This is a genomic window from Klebsiella sp. Shm-1, assembly GCF_040804525.1.
GTDB classification, from domain to species: Bacteria; Pseudomonadota; Gammaproteobacteria; order Enterobacterales; family Enterobacteriaceae; genus Klebsiella; species Klebsiella pneumoniae.
On the sequence record NZ_CP161823.1, the window covers coordinates 4,623,152 to 4,640,020 of the forward strand.

Annotated in this window: 13 protein-coding genes; 8 read left to right on the forward strand and 5 right to left on the reverse strand. The window is 61.2% G+C overall.

What is annotated here, in order from left to right; genetic code table 11:
* Nucleotides 1-16: 16 nt before the first annotated feature.
* From AB1E37_RS22590 to AB1E37_RS22615, 6 genes are all read left to right on the forward strand, one after another.
* Nucleotides 17-1,036 carry an NAD(P)-dependent alcohol dehydrogenase gene (locus AB1E37_RS22590; RefSeq protein WP_004178400.1) on the forward strand — a complete coding sequence of 340 codons (1,020 nt, stop codon included), beginning with the start codon at nucleotides 17-19 and terminating at the stop codon, nucleotides 1,034-1,036.
* 130 nt (nucleotides 1,037-1,166) lie between these two features.
* Complete coding sequence (locus tag AB1E37_RS22595; protein ID WP_004152194.1) at nucleotides 1,167-2,051, forward strand: carbohydrate ABC transporter permease; 885 nt, start codon at nucleotides 1,167-1,169, stop codon at nucleotides 2,049-2,051.
* The gene (locus AB1E37_RS22600) at nucleotides 2,041-2,928 is read left to right on the forward strand and encodes a carbohydrate ABC transporter permease (RefSeq protein ID WP_002886980.1); all 888 of its coding nucleotides are present in this window, start codon (nucleotides 2,041-2,043) and stop codon (nucleotides 2,926-2,928) included. Before AB1E37_RS22595 ends, AB1E37_RS22600 begins: the two co-directional genes overlap by 11 nt.
* 10 nt (nucleotides 2,929-2,938) lie before the next feature.
* A complete protein-coding gene (locus AB1E37_RS22605; protein WP_002886979.1) occupies nucleotides 2,939-3,763 on the forward strand; it encodes a phosphodiesterase in 825 nt (274 codons plus the stop codon).
* A gap of 5 nt (nucleotides 3,764-3,768) precedes the next feature.
* Nucleotides 3,769-4,842 carry an ABC transporter ATP-binding protein gene (locus AB1E37_RS22610; protein WP_002886975.1) on the forward strand — a complete coding sequence of 358 codons (1,074 nt, stop codon included), beginning with the start codon at nucleotides 3,769-3,771 and terminating at the stop codon, nucleotides 4,840-4,842.
* Nucleotides 4,835-6,145 (forward strand): ABC transporter substrate-binding protein, encoded by a 1,311-nt coding sequence (locus tag AB1E37_RS22615; RefSeq protein WP_032448227.1) that lies wholly within the window; start codon nucleotides 4,835-4,837, stop codon nucleotides 6,143-6,145. Before AB1E37_RS22610 ends, AB1E37_RS22615 begins: the two co-directional genes overlap by 8 nt.
* A 142-nt stretch (nucleotides 6,146-6,287) precedes the next feature.
* Here AB1E37_RS22615 and iolE read toward each other — a convergent pair whose 3' ends face one another.
* The 4 genes from iolE to iolD are packed head-to-tail and all read right to left on the reverse strand — an operon-like array spanning nucleotide 6,288 to nucleotide 11,137.
* Nucleotides 6,288-7,187, reverse strand: a complete 900-nt coding sequence (gene iolE / locus AB1E37_RS22620; RefSeq protein WP_004192343.1) for a myo-inosose-2 dehydratase — start codon at nucleotides 7,185-7,187, stop codon at nucleotides 6,288-6,290.
* A gap of 23 nt (nucleotides 7,188-7,210) precedes the next feature.
* Nucleotides 7,211-8,095 carry a sugar phosphate isomerase/epimerase family protein gene (locus AB1E37_RS22625; RefSeq protein WP_004152193.1) on the reverse strand — a complete coding sequence of 295 codons (885 nt, stop codon included), beginning with the start codon at nucleotides 8,093-8,095 and terminating at the stop codon, nucleotides 7,211-7,213.
* Between the two features lie 41 nt (nucleotides 8,096-8,136).
* The gene (locus tag AB1E37_RS22630; RefSeq protein ID WP_004186740.1) at nucleotides 8,137-9,150 is read right to left on the reverse strand and encodes a Gfo/Idh/MocA family protein; all 1,014 of its coding nucleotides are present in this window, start codon (nucleotides 9,148-9,150) and stop codon (nucleotides 8,137-8,139) included.
* 46 nt (nucleotides 9,151-9,196) lie between these two features.
* Complete coding sequence (gene iolD, locus AB1E37_RS22635) at nucleotides 9,197-11,137, reverse strand: 3D-(3,5/4)-trihydroxycyclohexane-1,2-dione acylhydrolase (decyclizing) (protein WP_004186736.1); 1,941 nt, start codon at nucleotides 11,135-11,137, stop codon at nucleotides 9,197-9,199.
* A 505-nt stretch (nucleotides 11,138-11,642) separates the two neighbouring features.
* Here iolD and iolC point away from each other — a divergent pair.
* Together iolC and AB1E37_RS22645 are read left to right on the forward strand one after the other, a co-directional pair.
* Nucleotides 11,643-13,556 carry a 5-dehydro-2-deoxygluconokinase gene (iolC, locus tag AB1E37_RS22640; RefSeq protein WP_004146797.1) on the forward strand — a complete coding sequence of 638 codons (1,914 nt, stop codon included), beginning with the start codon at nucleotides 11,643-11,645 and terminating at the stop codon, nucleotides 13,554-13,556.
* A 151-nt stretch (nucleotides 13,557-13,707) separates the two neighbouring features.
* Nucleotides 13,708-14,565, forward strand: coding sequence for a MurR/RpiR family transcriptional regulator (locus AB1E37_RS22645; RefSeq protein WP_004152190.1), 858 nt, complete (start codon nucleotides 13,708-13,710; stop codon nucleotides 14,563-14,565).
* A gap of 1,484 nt (nucleotides 14,566-16,049) precedes the next feature.
* On the opposite strand, the gene iolB is transcribed toward AB1E37_RS22645, so the two are convergent.
* Nucleotides 16,050-16,859 carry a 5-deoxy-glucuronate isomerase gene (gene iolB, locus AB1E37_RS22650; protein ID WP_004177654.1) on the reverse strand — a complete coding sequence of 270 codons (810 nt, stop codon included), beginning with the start codon at nucleotides 16,857-16,859 and terminating at the stop codon, nucleotides 16,050-16,052.
* Nucleotides 16,860-16,869 lie beyond the last annotated feature (10 nt).

Sequence of the window (16,869 nt, forward strand, 5' to 3'; positions counted from 1 at the left end):
CCCCAAGGAAATGAACATGAGCATCATTAAAAGCTACGCCGCCAAAGAAGCGGGCGCCGATCTGTCGCTGTGGGAATACGATGCAGGTGAGCTGCAGCCGGAAGATGTCGAAGTTGAAGTGGAATACTGCGGGATCTGCCATTCGGACCTGTCGATGATCGACAACGAATGGGGGATGTCGAGCTACCCGCTGGTGGCCGGTCACGAGGTGATTGGCCGGGTGGCGGCGCTGGGCAGCGCGGCGCAGGATAAAGGGCTGAAGATTGGCCAGAAGGTCGGCATCGGCTGGACGGCGCGCAGCTGCGGCCATTGCGACGCCTGCATCAGCGGCAACCAGATCAACTGTCTGGAAGGCTCAGTGCCGACCATTCTCAACCGCGGCGGCTTCGCCAATAAGCTGCGCGCCGACTGGCAGTGGGTGATCCCCCTGCCGGAGAGCATCGATCTGGCGTCCGCCGGCCCGATGCTGTGCGGCGGCATCACCGTCTTTAAACCGCTGCTGACCCACCACGTCACCGCCACCAGCCGCGTCGGGGTGATCGGCATCGGCGGCCTCGGCCATATCGCCATTAAGCTGCTGCGGGCGATGGGCGCGGAAGTGACCGCCTTCAGCTCCAACCCGGCCAAAGAGCAGGAAGTGCTGGCGATGGGCGCCGATCGCGTGGTCAACAGCCGCGATCCGGAAGCCTTAAAAGCGCTGGCCGGTCAGTTCGACCTGATCATCAACACCGTGGCGGTGGACCTCGACTGGCAGCCGTACTTCGAAGCCCTGGCTTACGGCGGCAACTTCCATACCGTCGGCGCGGTGATGAAGCCGTTCCCGGTGCCGGCCTTTACCCTGATCGGCGGCGACCGCAGCATCTCCGGCTCGGCGACCGGTAATCCGTCCGAACTGCGCACGCTGATGAAGTTTGCCGGGCGCAGCAAAGTGGCTCCGACCACCGAGCTGTTCCCGATGTCGCAAATTAACGAAGCGCTGAAGCACGTTCGCGAAGGCAAAGCCCGCTACCGCGCGGTGCTGAAAGCCGACTTCTGATGATTCTCTCCCGCCGGGCGGCCCGCTCGCCCGGCGTTTTCCCCGTTGCTTCATCAAACCGTCATCTCCCCGCCATGCCTCTGTAGTCATTGCTTCCCACAATCCGGGCTTCGATAAATGGCTGAACGAGATGCGCGTCACCATGAGAAAGACCTGGCTTCCCTGGCTGATCCTGTCGCCTTCCCTGCTGTTTTTACTGCTGTTTACCTGGTTCCCGCTGGGGCGTTCGGTGTATGACAGCCTGTTTGATACCCGCATGGCCAGCGACGGCGCGCAGTACGTCGGGCTGGATAACTTCTCCCGCCTGTTTGCCGACGGCGTTTTCTGGCAGTCGCTGGTCAATAATCTGCTCTATATCCTGCTGACGGTAGTGCCCGGGGTGACCCTCGCCCTGCTGCTGGCGGTGGCGCTGAGCGAGAACCATCGCGTCAACCGCTGGCTGCGCACCGCCTTTTTCTTCCCGATGATTATCCCGATGGTCAGCGCCGCCGCGCTGTGGCTGTTTATCTTTATGCCCGGCCTCGGCCTGCTCGACCACTATCTGGCGAAGCTGTTCGGGCCGATGAACAACAACTGGCTGGGACGCAGCAACAGCGCGCTGCTGGCCCTGGCGCTGATCGGCGTGTGGAAGTTCGCCGGCTACTACATGCTGTTTTTCCTCGCCGGGCTGCAGAGCATTCCGGCCTCGACGCGGGAAGCGGCGCTGATGGAGGGGGCTACCCGCACGCAGGTCTTTTTTAAGGTCACGCTACCGCTGCTGCGCCCGACCCTGAGCTTTGTGATCACCACCGCGCTGATCTACTCCATCACCCAGATAGACCACGTGGCGGTGATGACCCGCGGCGGGCCGGACAACGCCACCACCGTGCTGCTCTATTACATCCAGAATCTCGCCTGGGATACCCACGACCTCGGTAAAGCCTCCGCCGCCACCTTCCTCACCCTGGCCGGGCTGTTCGCCTTCTCGCTGATTAACCTGAAACTGCTGGAGAAAGGAGCCCACTATGAGCGCTGAAATCTCGCCGCTGCTGGTCCGCACGCCCGCCGCCGCCCGTCCGCTGTGGCTGCGCCTGCGCCGCTCGTCGCCCTTTACGCTCACAGTATTAATGTGCTGCCTGGCGCTGCTGTGGGTCAGCCCGTTTATCTGGATGCTGGCGACCTCGTTCAGCGCCACCACCTTCGGCGACGATATGGCGTCGCTGCTGCCCCGCCTGCCGCTGACTCTCGATAACTTCCGCGACGCCTGGAACAGCGCCGACTGGCTGAGCCTGTACGCCAACACCCTTATCTTCACCTTCGGCACCTTCTTCGTGCAGCTGTTGACCATCACCACCGCCGGCTACGTCTTCGCCTGCCACGAGTTTCGCGGCAAGCAGACGCTGTTTCTCCTGTTCCTGGTGCAGCTGATGATCATGCCGGTGGTGATGATGGTGCCGAACATGCTGACCCTGAAAACCTTCGGCCTGCTCAACACCCTCACCGGGGTGATGATGCCCTACTTCACCTCGGCGTTCGGCGTGTTCCTGATGCGTCAGGCGTTCCTCGCCATTCCGAAAGAGCTGGAGGAGGCGGCGCTGATGGAGGGCTGCCGCTGGTGGCAGGTGCTGTTCCGCGTACTGCTGCCGATGTCCTGGCCGTCGGTGCTGGCCTTCGCCACCGTCAGCATTACCTACCACTGGAACGAGTACCTGTGGCCGCTGATGATGCTCAACGATCCCGATAAGCAGGTGCTGACCGTCGGGCTGGTCTCTTTCGCCATGGGCGCCGAATCCGGCGGCCAGTGGGGCACCATCGGCGCCGGGACGCTGATGGTCTGCCTGCCGCTGATGCTGGCGTTCATCCTTTTTCAGAAACAGTTCCTGCGGAGCTTCGGCTTCTCCGGGATCAAATAAGGAGTGATTCATGCTGTTAGCGCACATTTCCGATACCCATTTCCGCAGCCGCGGCGAGAAGCTGTACGGCTTTATCGACGTCAATGCCGCCAACGCCGACGTGGTCTCCCAGCTTAACGCGCTGCGCGAGCGCCCGGACGCGGTGGTGGTGAGCGGGGATATCGTCAACTGCGGCCGCCCGGAGGAGTATCAGGTGGCCCGCCAGATCCTCGGCAGCCTGAACTATCCGCTGTATCTGATCCCCGGCAACCACGACGACAAAGCCCATTTTCTCGAGCATCTTCATCCGCTGTGCCCGCAGCTGGGCAACGATCCGCAAAATATGCGCTATGCGGTGGATGACTTCGCCACCCGCCTGCTGTTTATCGACTCCAGTCATGCCGGCACGTCAAAAGGCTGGCTGACCGACGAGACCATCAGCTGGCTGGAGGCGCAACTGTTCGAGGGCGGCGACAAACCGGCAACGATCTTTATGCACCACCCGCCGCTGCCGCTGGGCAATGCGCAGATGGACCCGATCGCCTGCGAAAACGGCCACCGTCTGCTGGCGCTGGTGGAGCGTTTTCCGTCGCTGACGCGCATCTTCTGCGGCCACAACCACAGCCTGACCATGACCCAGTATCGCCAGGCGCTGATCTCCACCATTCCCGGCACCGTCCATCAGGTGCCGTACTGCCACGAAGACACCCGGCCCTATTACGACCTCTCCCCGGCCTCGTGCCTGATGCACCGTCAGGTCGGTGAGCAGTGGGTGAGCTACCAGCACTCGCTGGCCCACTACGCCGGGCCGTGGCTGTACGACGAAAACATCAGTTGCCCAACGGAAGAGCGCTAACCGCCATGCTCAGTCTGCAAAACATCAGTAAACGTTTCGACGGCAAACCGGCGCTCAGCGCCCTGTCGCTGGATATTCACGAAGGCGAATTCGTGGTGCTGGTCGGCCCGTCGGGCTGCGGGAAAAGCACCCTGCTGCGCCTGCTCGCCGGGCTGGAGCCGGTCAGCGAAGGACAAATCTGGCTGCATGATGAGAACATCACCGCCACCACGCCGCGCGAGCGCAACTTCGCGATGATCTTCCAGAACTATGCCCTGTTCCCCCATCTGTCGGTGCGCGACAACATCACCTTCGGCATGAAGGTGCGCAAGGAAGAGAAAAGCAGCTGGCAGCCGCGGGTGGACAAAGTGGCGCAGATGCTGCAGCTGGAGGCGCTGCTCGACCGCAAACCGGCGAAGCTCTCCGGCGGCCAGCGCCAGCGGGTGGCGATGGCCCGGGCGATTGTGCGCAATCCGCGGCTGTTCCTGATGGACGAGCCGCTCTCCAACCTCGACGCCCGCCTGCGCAGCGAAGTGCGCGACAGCATTATGGCGCTCCACCAGCAGCTGAAAACCAGCACCATCTATGTGACCCACGATCAGACCGAGGCGATGTCGATGGCCGACCGCATCGTGGTGATGAACGGCGGCCACGTGCAGCAGGTAGGACGGCCAGAATATCTGTATGCCAACCCGGCCAATCTGTTCGTGGCCGGATTTATCGGTTCACCGGCAATGAATCTGCTATCGCTCCCCTGCGTTGACGGCAACGTTCAGCTTGGCGAACAACGCCATCCGCTGCCGCCGCGCCACCGGGATCAGACCCGCGTCTGGCTGGGCGTTCGCCCGGAACATATTACCGACCGCGTGGAGGAGGGCCATCTGCGCCTGCCGGCCACCGTTCTGCAACGAGAACTGATGGGGGCCGATTACCTGCTCCACGTCAGCACCCCGATCGGCACCCTGCGCTTTAGCCGCCGCCACCGCGGCACGGTGCCGGAGAAAGGCGAGTCGCTACAGATCGGCTTCTCGCCTGCCGATGTGCATCTTTTTCATGCTGAGACCCAGCATAATTTATTGATGGAGTGTAATCATGTTTAAACCTTTTACGCTAGTCGCGGTTGGCCTCAGCCTTGCCCTGAGCGGCGCGGCGCTGGCAAAAGAGAAAATAGACTTCATGTTCCCGGCGCCGGTGGACGGCAAGCTGACCATGGAGATGACCCGCGTCATTAAGCAATTCAACGACTCGCAGCAGGATGTCGAAGTGCGCGGGATCTTCACCGGCAACTACGACACCACCAAGATCAAAGCCGAATCGGCGCAGAAGGCCGGCCAGCCGCCGGCGCTGGTGATCATGTCCGCCAACTTCACCACCGATCTGGCGCTGAAAGATGAGATCCTGCCGATGGACGAGCTGTTTAAATATGGCGATCAAAAGGCCGGCGATTTTCTGCAAAAGGAATTCTGGCCCGCGATGCATAAGAACGCCCAGGTGATGGGCACCACCTATGCGATCCCGTTCCATAACTCGACGCCGATCCTCTACTACAACAAGACGATGTTCGATCAAGCCGGGATCAAACAGCCGCCCCAGACCTGGGCCGAGCTGCTGGCTGATGCCAAAAAGCTGACCGACGAGAGCAAAGGCCAGTGGGGGATCATGCTGCCGTCGACCAACGACGACTACGGCGGCTGGATCTTCTCGGCACTGGTGCGCGCCAACGGCGGGAAATACTTTAACGAAGACTATCCGGGCGAGGTCTATTACAACTCGCCGACCGCCATCGGCGCCCTGCGCTTCTGGCAGGATCTGATCTACAAGGACAAGGTGATGCCGTCCGGGGTCTTGAACTCGAAGCAGATCAGCGCCGCGTTCTTCTCCGGCAAGCTCGGGATGGCGATGCTCAGCACCGGCGCGCTGGGCTTTATGCGCGAGAACAGCAAAGACTTTGAGCTTGGGGTAGCGATGCTGCCGGCCAAAGAGCAGCGCGCGGTGCCGATCGGCGGCGCCAGCCTGGTGAGTTTTAAAGGCATCAGCGATGCGCAGAAGAAAGCGGCGTATCAGTTCCTGACCTATCTGGTGAGCCCCGAGGTGAACGGCGCGTGGAGCCGCTTCACCGGCTACTTCTCGCCGCGCAAGGCGTCATACGATACGCCGGAGATGAAGGCCTATCTGCAGCAGGATCCGCGGGCGGCGATCGCCCTTGAGCAGCTGAAGTACGCCCATCCATGGTACTCCACCTGGGAGACCGTGGCGGTGCGTAAGGCGATGGAGAACCAGCTGGCGGCGGTGGTCAATGATGCCAAAGTGACGCCGGAGGCAGCGGTGCAGGCGGCGCAGAAGGAAGCCGACGCGCTGATGAAACCGTATGTGGATAAGACCGCGCTGGCGGAAGTGAAGTGACGCTTTACCCGTCATCGTCATCCTCACCCCGCCCTCTCCCTGAGGGAGAGGGAACTGTCCGGCGCTGTGGTTAAGCCCTGGGTCCGGTTGAGAAAGGAAAAAAGCAGGCCATACCCGGTATGGCCTGAAAATGTCACAACGATTAGATCCCTGCCGTTTCGCGGATATATTTGCGCGCTTTGACGGCGTATTCGAAAGGATTGGCCAGAGCAGGATCCTGCTCGGCTTCCACTACCATCCAGCCTTTATAGCCAAAGTCGTCCAGCAGCTTGAACACCGGACGGAAATCGATCACCCCGTCGCCCGGGACGGTGAAGGTGCCTTTTTTCACGCCGTCGAGGAACGACAAGCCGTCGCGGCGCACCTGGTCGATCACCGGCGGGCGGACGTCTTTCAGGTGGACGTGGTTGATGCGCGGCAGATACTTTTTAAGGATCGCCAGCATCGGCGCTTCGCCGCCTTCGGAATACCAGGCGTGGCCGGTGTCGAACAGCAGGAAGACGCGCTCGTCCACCAGCGACATAAATTTGTCGATTTCCGCGGTGGTCTGAATGCCGGTGCCCATGTGGTGGTGCAGACAGACCTGCATCCCTTTCTCCGCCGCCAGGCGGCCGAGGGTGTTGTAGCCTTCTGCCACCCGCTGCCACTCTTCTTCGCTGAAGCACGGCTTCGCATCGCCGAGGATCGGTTTATCCAGCCCCTGGATGCTGCCGCTCTGCTCGGAGCAGCCAATCACTTTCGCCCCCATCGCATGAAGGAAGTTCATGTGATTGACGAATTCATCAATGGTTTTTTCCCGCTGGCCGTTGGCGAAAAAGGTGCTGAACCAGGCGTTGCAGATCTGAATGCCGCGGATATCCAGCATCGGCTTGAGGACCGCAGGGTCGCGCGGATATTTGCTGCCGACTTCGCTGCCGGTAAAGCCGGCCAGCGCCATTTCGCTGACGATCTGCTGGAAGGTGTTTTCGCTGCCGAGCTCCGGCATATCATCGTTAGTCCAGCCGATTGGGGCGATAGCCAGTTTGACGTTATCTTTGTTCATAGTAGGGCTCCTGCCGCTGCGCCTTACCGGCGCAGCAATTCACGTTCAATAAGTTCACGGGTTTCCACTGCCTGGTATTTCATTTTTTCCGGGTAGCCAAACAGCGAGGTGGCGACAATCGGCTCCCCGCCGACCTTGAAGGTCTGCTCGGCGAATTTCATTTCGCGCAGGGTGCGGAACAGCGCGTCGAAATCCACATCCCCTTCCCCGACGCCTACGTGCTGGTGCACCACGGCATCCACGCCCGGCGGGTTAACGATATAGCGGCAATGTTTCGTATGATTGCGGGTGTCCGCAATCAGGACATGGGAGAGATCGCTCCCGGCATAGCGCAGCATGCTCGCCACGTCGCCGACGCCTTTGTCGTAGAAAAAGGTGTGCGGCACGCTGTAGACGTACTTCACGTTATCGCTGCGGAACGACTTCACGATATCGACGGTTTCATTGTTCTCTTCGCAGAAATCCCAGGGATGCGCCTGGATCTCCACGCGGATGCCTTCCCGCTCAAAAATCGGCAACAGCTCTTCCATTGAGCGATAGAACATTTCATCGCAGATCTCAGGCTGATTCGGATCGCCGGAGAACTCGGTGTTGATCACCTGAACGCCCATCTCCACCGCAATTTCCACCAGCCGTTTCCAGTTTTTCACCGCCGCCTGACGGCGCAGTTCGTCCGGGCCGGACCAGCGGTAGACGCAGATAAACGACGACAGCTCAAGGCCGGTATCGCGCAGCGCCTGCTTGTACTCCGCCATGATCTCCCGGCTGGCGCGCGGGTGCTTGTAGAACGGGTTAATCTGCGGGTGCGGCGACTGTTCAATGTACTTGTAGCCCCACTCCGCTACCTGATGGACCATGCGGGTGATCCCGAGGTCCTTAATGACATCCACATCAAAAGCAATTTTCATCGTCGTTACCTGTGCAAAGAAGTTCCGTCAGCAAAACGCGCTTAACGTTTGTAGAATGCCGGGCACTCAGGCAGCGTCACTTCAACCGGCTCGCTGGTTCCCTGCGCTTTAATGCAGGCATCCGCCGCCACCGACGCCGCGTAGCCGTCCCAGGCCGACGGGCCGTGCAGCTGGCCGGCTTTGACGTCGTTGATAAAGGCCTGCAGCTCGACGTCGTAGGCTTTGATAAAGCGGTCTTTCCAGTCGGTGAGAATGGCGGTCGACAGGCTGGCGGACTTGCGCATCTGGACGGCCGACGGCTCCGGCAGACGGGCAATCCCGGTTTCGCCGACCACTTCGCACTGGATGTCATACCCGTACTGGCAGTTCACGAACACTTCGACGTCGATCAGGGTGCCTTTTTTGGTTTCAAAGGAGACGATCTGCGGATCTTTCAGGCGCGCATGGGTGTGCGAGGTGGAGCGCGGGAAGCGCACCTGCACGGAACGGTAGTCATCGTTCAGCAGCCAGCGCAGCACGTCCAGCTCGTGGATCAGGGTGTTGGTGATCGCCATATCGGTGGTGTAGTTCTCGCCGACCGACTGGTTGCGGTGGGCGCAGCGCAGCATCAGCGGTGCGCCGATATCGCCATCGTCGATCACTTTTTTCAGCGCCAGATAGCCTTCGTCGTACGGGCGCATAAAGCCAACCTGCACCAGACGACGGCCGGCCTTCATTTCGGCATCGACGATGCGGCGGCAGCCTTCCGCGGTCATCGCCAGCGGTTTTTCGCAGAATACCGGCTTACCGGCGGCGATGGCGGCCAGGGTGTACTCTTCGTGGGTCGGGTCCCAGGAGGTGACCAGGATGGCATCGACATCGCTGGCGTTAATCACGTCGTGGCCGTCGGCGTAGACTTCCGCCTGCACGCCCGGCAGCGCAACCGCCGCGCGGGCGTTGTCGGCATTGATATCAGACACCGCCACAACGGTGGCCCCCTGCAGAACCTGGGTGCAGCGACGGATGTGTTCTTTACCGATAGCGCCAGCGCCGATGACACCTAATTTGAGCGACATAATGGTTTTCTCCGTAAGTCTGTAGGATTCAGAGTGGATGTTCGTTTTAGTAATCACGCGCCTGGGCGCGCTTTTCATTAATCATTTGCGCCACTTTGCGGATCCGCTCAGAGAGCGCCGTCTGGGCGACCCCGACGTTCCACCAGCTGCCGTATTTGTGCACCATGGTCTTCGGCAGCACTTTAATATCAATCAGGGTGCTGACCGTTTCGCGACGGGCGGCGTCCAGCGCATGGCGCAGTTCGTCCAGGGTAGTGACGCGCCAGGTTTTGCAGCCGTAGCCGGCGGCGATGGTGGCGAAGTCCACCGGCACCAGGCCGCCCTGCAGCTGGCCGGTTTCCGGCTGACGGTAGCGGAACTCGGTGCCGAAGCTGTCCATCCCGTGCTCCATCTGCAGGTTGTTGATGCAGCCGTTGGCCATGTTGTCGAACAGCACGACGTTGATCTTCGCCCGCTCCTGCAGGGAGGTGACCAGCTCAGAGTGCAGCATCATGAACGAGCCATCGCCGACCAGGGAGTAGACTTCGCTCTGCGGCTGCGCCAGCTTCACGCCCAGCGCGGCGTTGACTTCGTATCCCATGCAGGAGTAGCCGTACTCCACGTGGTAGGTGTTTTCCGCGCGGTTGCGCCAGACGCGCTGCAGATCGCCTGGCAGGCTGCCCGCCGCCGCGACGATCACCGCCTCGGCCGGCAGCGTTTCATTCAGTACCCCAAGAACGCTGCTCTGGGTCAGGGTGGAGTCGGTGATCTGGCGGAACTCGCGATACACCGATTCGCGATCGAGATGATCGTCGATCTCCGGCACAAAGGATTTCTCCTGCCACACCGCCTGGTAGACGCGCTGGGTCTCTTTTAACTGACGGCTCTGCACGCTCTCGATCTGCGCGCCCCAGCCGGCCTGCCAGCCGCTGTCCGCCAGCGCCGCGTCGAGAGCGGTCATCGCTTCCCGGGCGTCCGCCAGCATGGCAATGCCGTCCAGCTTCCAGGCGTCGAAGTTGCTGACGTTAATATTCAGGAAACGCACCTCCGGGTGCTGGAAAATCCATTTCGAGGCGGTGGTAAAATCGCTGAAGCGGGTGCCGACGCCGATCACCAGGTCGGCCTCTTTCGCCAGCAGGTTCGCCGCCAGGCAGCCCGTCTCGCCGACGCCGCCGACGTTCAGGGGGTGAGAAGAGACCACCGTCCCCTTCCCGGCCTGGGTTTCGGCGAAGGGCACCCCGTAGCGCTCGGCAAAACGGGACAGCGCTTCGCCCGCGCCGGAGTATTTCACCCCGCCGCCGCAGACGATCAGCGGTTTACGGCTGCCTTTGATGGCCGCCACGGCGTCCGCCAGCTGCGCGGCGCTGGCCGGGCGGCGGTCGAGACGGTGCACGCGGCGCGCAAAGAAGGATTCCGGGTAATCCCAGGCTTCGCCCTGCACGTCCTGCGGCAGGCACAGCGTTACCGCGCCGGTTTCCGCTGGGTCGGTCAGGACGCGCATGGCGTTGATGCAGGCGCTCATCAGCTGTTCCGGGCGGGTAATGCGGTCCCAGTATTTGCTGACTGCGCGGAAAGCGTCATTGGTGCTGATGCTGAGATCGTAGCTCTGTTCAATCTGCTGGAGCACCGGATCCGGCTGGCGGGTGGCGAAGACATCGCCCGGCAGCAGCAGCAGTGGGATGCGGTTGGCGCTGGCGGTGCCGGCGGCGGTGATCATGTTGGCCGCTCCCGGACCGATGGAGGAGGTGCAGGCGATAATCTGCCGGCGCAGGGCCTGGCGGGCAAAACCGGTGGCCGCGTGGGCCATCCCCTGCTCGTTGCGCCCCTGATAGACGCGCATATCGCCGCTGTCCTGCTCCAGCGCCTGCCCCAGCCCCAGGACGTTGCCATGGCCGAAAATCGCGAAAATGCCTTTCACGAACTTCAGCTCTACACCATCCACTTCCAGGTACTGGTTATCGAGGAACTTCACCAGCGCCTGCGCCGTTGTCAGTCTCAGTTTGCCCATGATGCACAATCCTTATTGTTCAGTATTTGTGTGTGGCGTCGCGCCGATGCCGCCGGGGCCGTCGTTCACGTCACTGGAATACCTGTGGATTATAGGCAAACATTTTTTTCATTAAATACAAATACAGAAGAAATATTTCATTTTGCGAGAAGGATCAAACTCTCTACCCATTTCATACGTTTCACTTACATTCCAGACACGTTTTCAGGCCCTTTTTTGCCGCTCCAGACGGAAATATCCCCTTAAAAATCATAGGTAAATGGATGCCATTTGGCGTTTCATTTTCCCCCGGGTCGACAGAGGGGGCGATCCGCGCTCGCGCGAGGCTCAGTGCGGCAGAGTGGTAGATCCCTCACACTTTTGGTTTTTTAATTTCGAACGAGTTTGCAAATGAAATATTTATTTCTCAAACTAAGGGTAACCAATAACCCTCAGGCTGTTCACGGAGTCGACGTCGGGATCCCGACCCTTCCAGGCAGCAGACACCAAAAAGGAAATCCTAGCTATGAATGCAGCAGTAAAGCGGCTCGACGTCATCTGTATAGGTCGGGTGGCCGTCGACCTCTATGCCCAGCAGATTGGTTCGCGGCTAGAAGACGTTGCCAGTTTCGCGAAATATCTCGGCGGCTCCTCCGGCAACGTGGCCTTTGGCACCGCGATTCAGGGGCTGAAATCGGCCATGCTGGCGCGCGTTGGCGATGAACACAACGGCCGTTTCCTGCGCGAAACGCTCAACCGCGCCGGGGTGGATACCGAGTATCTGATTACCGACAAATCTCGCCTGACCGCGCTGGTGATGCTGGGGATTAAGGATCAGGAGACCTTCCCCCTGATTTTCTACCGCGATAACTGCGCCGATATGGCCTTAACGCCTGACGACATTAGCGAGGAGTATATTGCCTCCTCCCGGGCGCTGGCGGTGACTGGCACCCACCTGTCGCACGCCAACACCCGCGCCGCGGTGCTGAAGGCGCTGGAGTACGCCCGCCGTCACGGCCTGCGTACCGCGCTGGATATCGATTACCGTCCGGTGCTGTGGGGGCTCACCTCGCTCGGCGATGGCGAAACCCGTTTCATTGAGTCCGGACCGGTCACCAGCCAGCTGCAGGAAGTGCTGCATCTGTTCGATCTGGTGGTGGGAACCGAAGAAGAGTTTCATATTGCCGGGGGCAGCACCGATACCCTGACCGCGCTGAAAAATGTGCGCAATGCCACCAAAGCCACTCTCGTCTGCAAGCGCGGGCCGATGGGCTGCGTGGTGCTGGAAGGCGACATCCCGGACAGCTGGGACCAGGTGCCGCTGCAGCAGGGCGTGCGCGTGGAGGTTCTCAACGTGCTGGGCGCCGGAGATGCCTTTATGTCGGGTCTGCTGCGCGGCTGGCTCAACGACGAAGGCTGGGAGCAGGCTTGCCGTTACGCCAACGCCTGCGGGGCGCTGGTGGTCTCCCGCCACGGCTGCGCGCCGGCGATGCCGACCAAAGTCGAACTCGATGACTACCTGCAGCGCGCCGAATCGGTGCCGCGCCCGGACGTCGACGAGCGCCTCAACCACCTACACCGGGTCACCAGCCGCCGTCAGCAGTGGCCGGAGCTGTGCATTTTCGCCTTTGACCATCGCAAACAGCTGGCCGATCTGGCGCGGGAGACCGGGCGTGACGAAGCCTGCATTCCGCAGCTCAAGCTGCTGTTGTTGGCCGCGGCCGAAGCGGCGGCGCAGGAGGCAGGTCTCGATCAGCGCAGCGGCATTCTGGCCGACGGTACCTACGGCCAGCGTGCGCTCAACGCCATTACCGGCAAGGGCTGGTGGATCGGCCGCCCTATCGAACTGCCCAGCTCGCGACCGCTGCGTCTGGAGCATGGCAACATCGGCTCGCAGCTGATCGACTGGCCGCTGGAGCATGTCGTCAAATGCCTGGTCTTCTATCACCCGGACGACCCGGCGGCGCTGCGTGCAGAGCAGGATGCCCTGCTGCTCGAGGTCTGGCAGGCCTGTAACAAGTCAGGCCATGAACTGCTGCTGGAGGTGATCCTGCCGGAAAATGGCCCGGACAAAGACGAGCGCCATTACCACACTATGCTGGAACACTTTTATCAGCTGGGGATCAAACCGGACTGGTGGAAGCTGCCGCCGCTCTCCAGCGCCAGCTGGCAGCAGATCACCGCCCTCATCGAGCGCGAAGATCCGTGGAGCCGCGGGATCCTGATCCTCGGGCTTGATGCGCCTTCCGACAAACTGCGCGCCGGTTTCGCCGAGGCGGCCGCACACCCGATGATCAAAGGTTTCGCCGTCGGGCGCACCATCTTTGGCCAGCCGTCGCGGCGCTGGATGCAGGGTGAGCTCAGCGATGAGGCCCTGATAGAGGAAGTGAAACGCAACTACCTGACGCTTATTGGCTACTGGCGCGAAGCCCGCCGCTGATCCCCCGACGCCCGTCTCCGTCACCTTGCGGAGCGGGCGTTTTTCTGTTTCTTCGTGAAATGAATCGCGTATTTCGTCGCAATAAATGAAAAATTCGCTTCATTTGGTACACTGGAAGCCATATTCCTTCCATTTTCTCAGAGCGCACTTTATGGCCAATAACCCAACACAGCTGACCATCCTGCAGGATGAAATCAGGCGTCGCTACGATACGTTAAGCAAACGCCTGAAACAGGTCGCCCGCTATATCCTTGATAACAGCAATAGCGTGGCTTTCGATACCGTGGCCTCCATTGCGCAACAGGCGGATGTTCCCCCTTCCACGTTGATTCGTTTTGCCAACGCCTTCGGCTTCAGCGGCTTTAACGAAATGAAACAGATGTTCAAGCAACATTTGATGGAAGAGACCGCCAACTATACCGAGCGCGCCCGTCTGTTCCGCCAGACCACCAGCGATGAGTCCAGCCCGCCGGAAACGCCAACGGAAATCCTCAATATGTTCACGATGGTGAACAACCAGGCGCTGCAGCAGCTGGCGATGCAGACCTCCAGCGATGATCTGGAGCGCGCGGTGGCCCTGCTGGGCGAGGCGGAAAATATTTACGTCATTGGTCTGCGCCGGTCGTTCAGCGTCGCCTCCTATCTGACCTATGCGCTGCGTCACCTCGATCGCAAAGCCTTTCTGATCGACGGCCTCGGCGGCATGTTCACCGAGCAGCTGAGCCTGGTCGGTCCGAAAGACGTGGTAGTGGCGGTGAGCTTCTCGCCGTACGCCCGGGAAGTGGTCGAGCTGGTGGAGCTGGGCGCGCAGCGCAAAGCGCGGCAGATCGCCATTACCGACAGCCAGGTCAGCCCGCTGGCGGCTTTCAGCGATGTCTGCTTTGTGGTGCGTGAAGCGCAGGTGGATGGCTTCCGCTCGCAGGTTGCTTCCCTGTGTCTGGCCCAGACGCTGGCGGTTTCGCTGGCGCTGAACAGCAGCCAGGAGTCCGAGGCCAAGCAGAAGGCGTGAGATAGGCTGCCTGGCGTTTGTTACTCGGCGGCGCAGTATAGGCTTACGGAAGGATGCCGTAGGCCGGATAAGCGTAGCGCCATCCGGCACAAAGGCGGGTATGGTGTCTGCGGTGTCCTGCCCGGCGGCGCTGCGCTTGCCAGGCTTACGGTATAGGAGCTTACGGGAGGCTCCCGTAGGCCGGATAAGGCGAAGCCGCCATCCGGCACAAAGGCAGGTATGGCGCCGGTGGTGTCCTCCCCGGCGGCGCTGCGCTTGCCGGGCCTGGGGTATATGCGCCTGCGGGGTGCCGGAGATAATGTTATTGGTATGCAACTCTATTAATCCGGGTAAAGCGTTTGTCGCATGTGATTTCAGCGCACATTGCGCTCCCGGTTAATCGTCTACGTTATGCCTGGCATGGCGCAGGGAGCGCACAGGGGGCGGCCAGTCGCCGCCGCCCCCTGTACCCCCGGGCTCCGGCCAGCAAAATCGCCGCTACGCGGTCCCTTCGACTTATCCCTGCAGGCTTCGGGTCGGGCCGAGGCAGCATCCGTGCAAAACACGGCCCTCAGCCCGCATCCATGCGGGCTGCCCCGGCCTTCCGGGAACGTCTCAGCGATTTTGAGGCCGTCAGCACCGGCAGTTTCAGCAACAATGGTGAATAAATTAACGACAGGTCGCACGAACCGTATGCCGGGCAAGGCATGAGCCGCCGCCCGGCATAAAAGCAGCGCCGTGCCTGTGGTCATCGCCCGGCGGCGCTGCGCTTGCCGGGCCTGGGGTATATGCGCCTGCGGGGTGCCGGAGATAATGTTATTGGTATGCAACTTTATTAATCCGGGTAAAGCGTTTGTCGCATGTGATTTCAGCGCACATTGCGCTCCCGGTTAATCGTCTGCGTTATGCCTGTCATGGCGCAGGGAGCGCACAGGGGGCGGCCAGTCGCCGCCGCCCCTTGTACCCCCGGGCTCCGGCCAGCAAAATCGCCGCTACGCGGTCCCTTCGACTTATCCCTGCAGGCTTCGGGTCGGGCCGAGGCAGCATCCGTGCAAAACACGGCCCTCAGCCCGCATCCATGCGGGCTGCCCCGGCCTTCCGGGAACGTCTCAGCGATTTTGAGGCCGTCAGCACCGGCAGTTTCAGCAACAATGGTGAATAAATTAACGGCAGGTCGCACGAACCGTATGCCGGGCAAGGCGTGAGCCGCCGCCCGGCATAAAAGCAGCACCGTGCCTGTAGTCATCGCCCGGCGGCGCTGCGCTTGCCGGGCCGACGGTATAGGAGCTTACGGGAGGATGCCGTAGGCCGGATAAGGCATTTGTGCCGCCATCCGGCACAAAGGCGGGTACAGTGCCGGAGGTTCCTCCCCGGCGGCGCTGCGCTTGCCGGGTCGGGGAGAGGGATTCCGCGGAGCGTTTCGCGAAAAAACACCCGCCGCCCTCAAACAGGAAGGCCGGTTAGCATCGCTAACCGGCCTTCTTTATCCGCTTCTGCACCGCGCATCAGTCGTGGCGCGGGTACTCCGGCGTGTTGATCCAGGCGTGGTCATCTTCCCAGGTAAACAACCATTTCCGGTCCGGCCCGGCCATCACGTTCAGATAGTAGCTATCGTAACCGGCAATCGCCGCCACCGGATGGTAACCGCGCGGCACCATCACCACATCGTGGTTGTAGGGCGCCATACAGGCGTCCAGGCTGCGGTCGTCGGTGTAGACCCGCTGGAAGGCAAAGCCCTGCGGCGGATCGAAGCGGTGATAGTAGGTTTCTTCCAGCTGCGTCTCTTTGCCCGGCTGGGCGGTATCATGCTTATGCGACGGCCACGAGCTGGTGGCCCCCTCGTCGGTGTAGACTTCCACCACCAGCAGGCAGTCCGCCTCGGCGCTGTCCGGCAGAATATTATGCACCCGGCGCTGATTGCGCCCTTTCCCACGGTGCTCTACCCCGACGTCTTCCGGCCGAATGAGGCGTGCCGGGAAGCTGCCTTTGCCCGGCGCGCTGCATACTGCCAGCTCCAGATCGGAATCGGCGGTCACCTCAACTTTATCCTGCGGCGGGACGTAGACCGACCACGGCGGGGTGCGTTCAAACGGCGACATCCGTTTACCGAGATTCGGGAAATCGGCATGTTGCGTTTTCACCGACGCCAGCCCGGCGACCAGCACCAGGCACAGCTCGCGATCGCCGCTCTCCAGCGTCACGGTCTGCCCTTTTTTCAACATCCAGACATCAAAGCCGATATAGCGCCAACCGGCGCTTTGCGGCGTAATATGCTGGATCTGTCCCTCTTTTCGCGATTTAGCCAGTAACGACATGGCGCTCTCC

Bases quoted from the DNA above. Each gene is read 5' to 3' on its own strand.
- AB1E37_RS22590 (WP_004178400.1), top strand. From the start codon at position 17: ATGAGCATCATTAAAAGCTACGCCGCCAAAGAAGCGGGCGCCGATCTG.
- AB1E37_RS22595 (WP_004152194.1), top strand. From the start codon at position 1,167: ATGCGCGTCACCATGAGAAAGACCTGGCTTCCCTGGCTGATCCTGTCG.
- AB1E37_RS22600 (WP_002886980.1), top strand. From the start codon at position 2,041: ATGAGCGCTGAAATCTCGCCGCTGCTGGTCCGCACGCCCGCCGCCGCC.
- AB1E37_RS22605 (WP_002886979.1), top strand. From the start codon at position 2,939: ATGCTGTTAGCGCACATTTCCGATACCCATTTCCGCAGCCGCGGCGAG.
- AB1E37_RS22610 (WP_002886975.1), top strand. From the start codon at position 3,769: ATGCTCAGTCTGCAAAACATCAGTAAACGTTTCGACGGCAAACCGGCG.
- AB1E37_RS22615 (WP_032448227.1), top strand. From the start codon at position 4,835: ATGTTTAAACCTTTTACGCTAGTCGCGGTTGGCCTCAGCCTTGCCCTG.
- iolE (WP_004192343.1), bottom strand. From the start codon at position 7,187: ATGAACAAAGATAACGTCAAACTGGCTATCGCCCCAATCGGCTGGACT.
- AB1E37_RS22625 (WP_004152193.1), bottom strand. From the start codon at position 8,095: ATGAAAATTGCTTTTGATGTGGATGTCATTAAGGACCTCGGGATCACC.
- AB1E37_RS22630 (WP_004186740.1), bottom strand. From the start codon at position 9,150: ATGTCGCTCAAATTAGGTGTCATCGGCGCTGGCGCTATCGGTAAAGAA.
- iolD (WP_004186736.1), bottom strand. From the start codon at position 11,137: ATGGGCAAACTGAGACTGACAACGGCGCAGGCGCTGGTGAAGTTCCTC.
- iolC (WP_004146797.1), top strand. From the start codon at position 11,643: ATGAATGCAGCAGTAAAGCGGCTCGACGTCATCTGTATAGGTCGGGTG.
- AB1E37_RS22645 (WP_004152190.1), top strand. From the start codon at position 13,708: ATGGCCAATAACCCAACACAGCTGACCATCCTGCAGGATGAAATCAGG.
- iolB (WP_004177654.1), bottom strand. From the start codon at position 16,859: ATGTCGTTACTGGCTAAATCGCGAAAAGAGGGACAGATCCAGCATATT.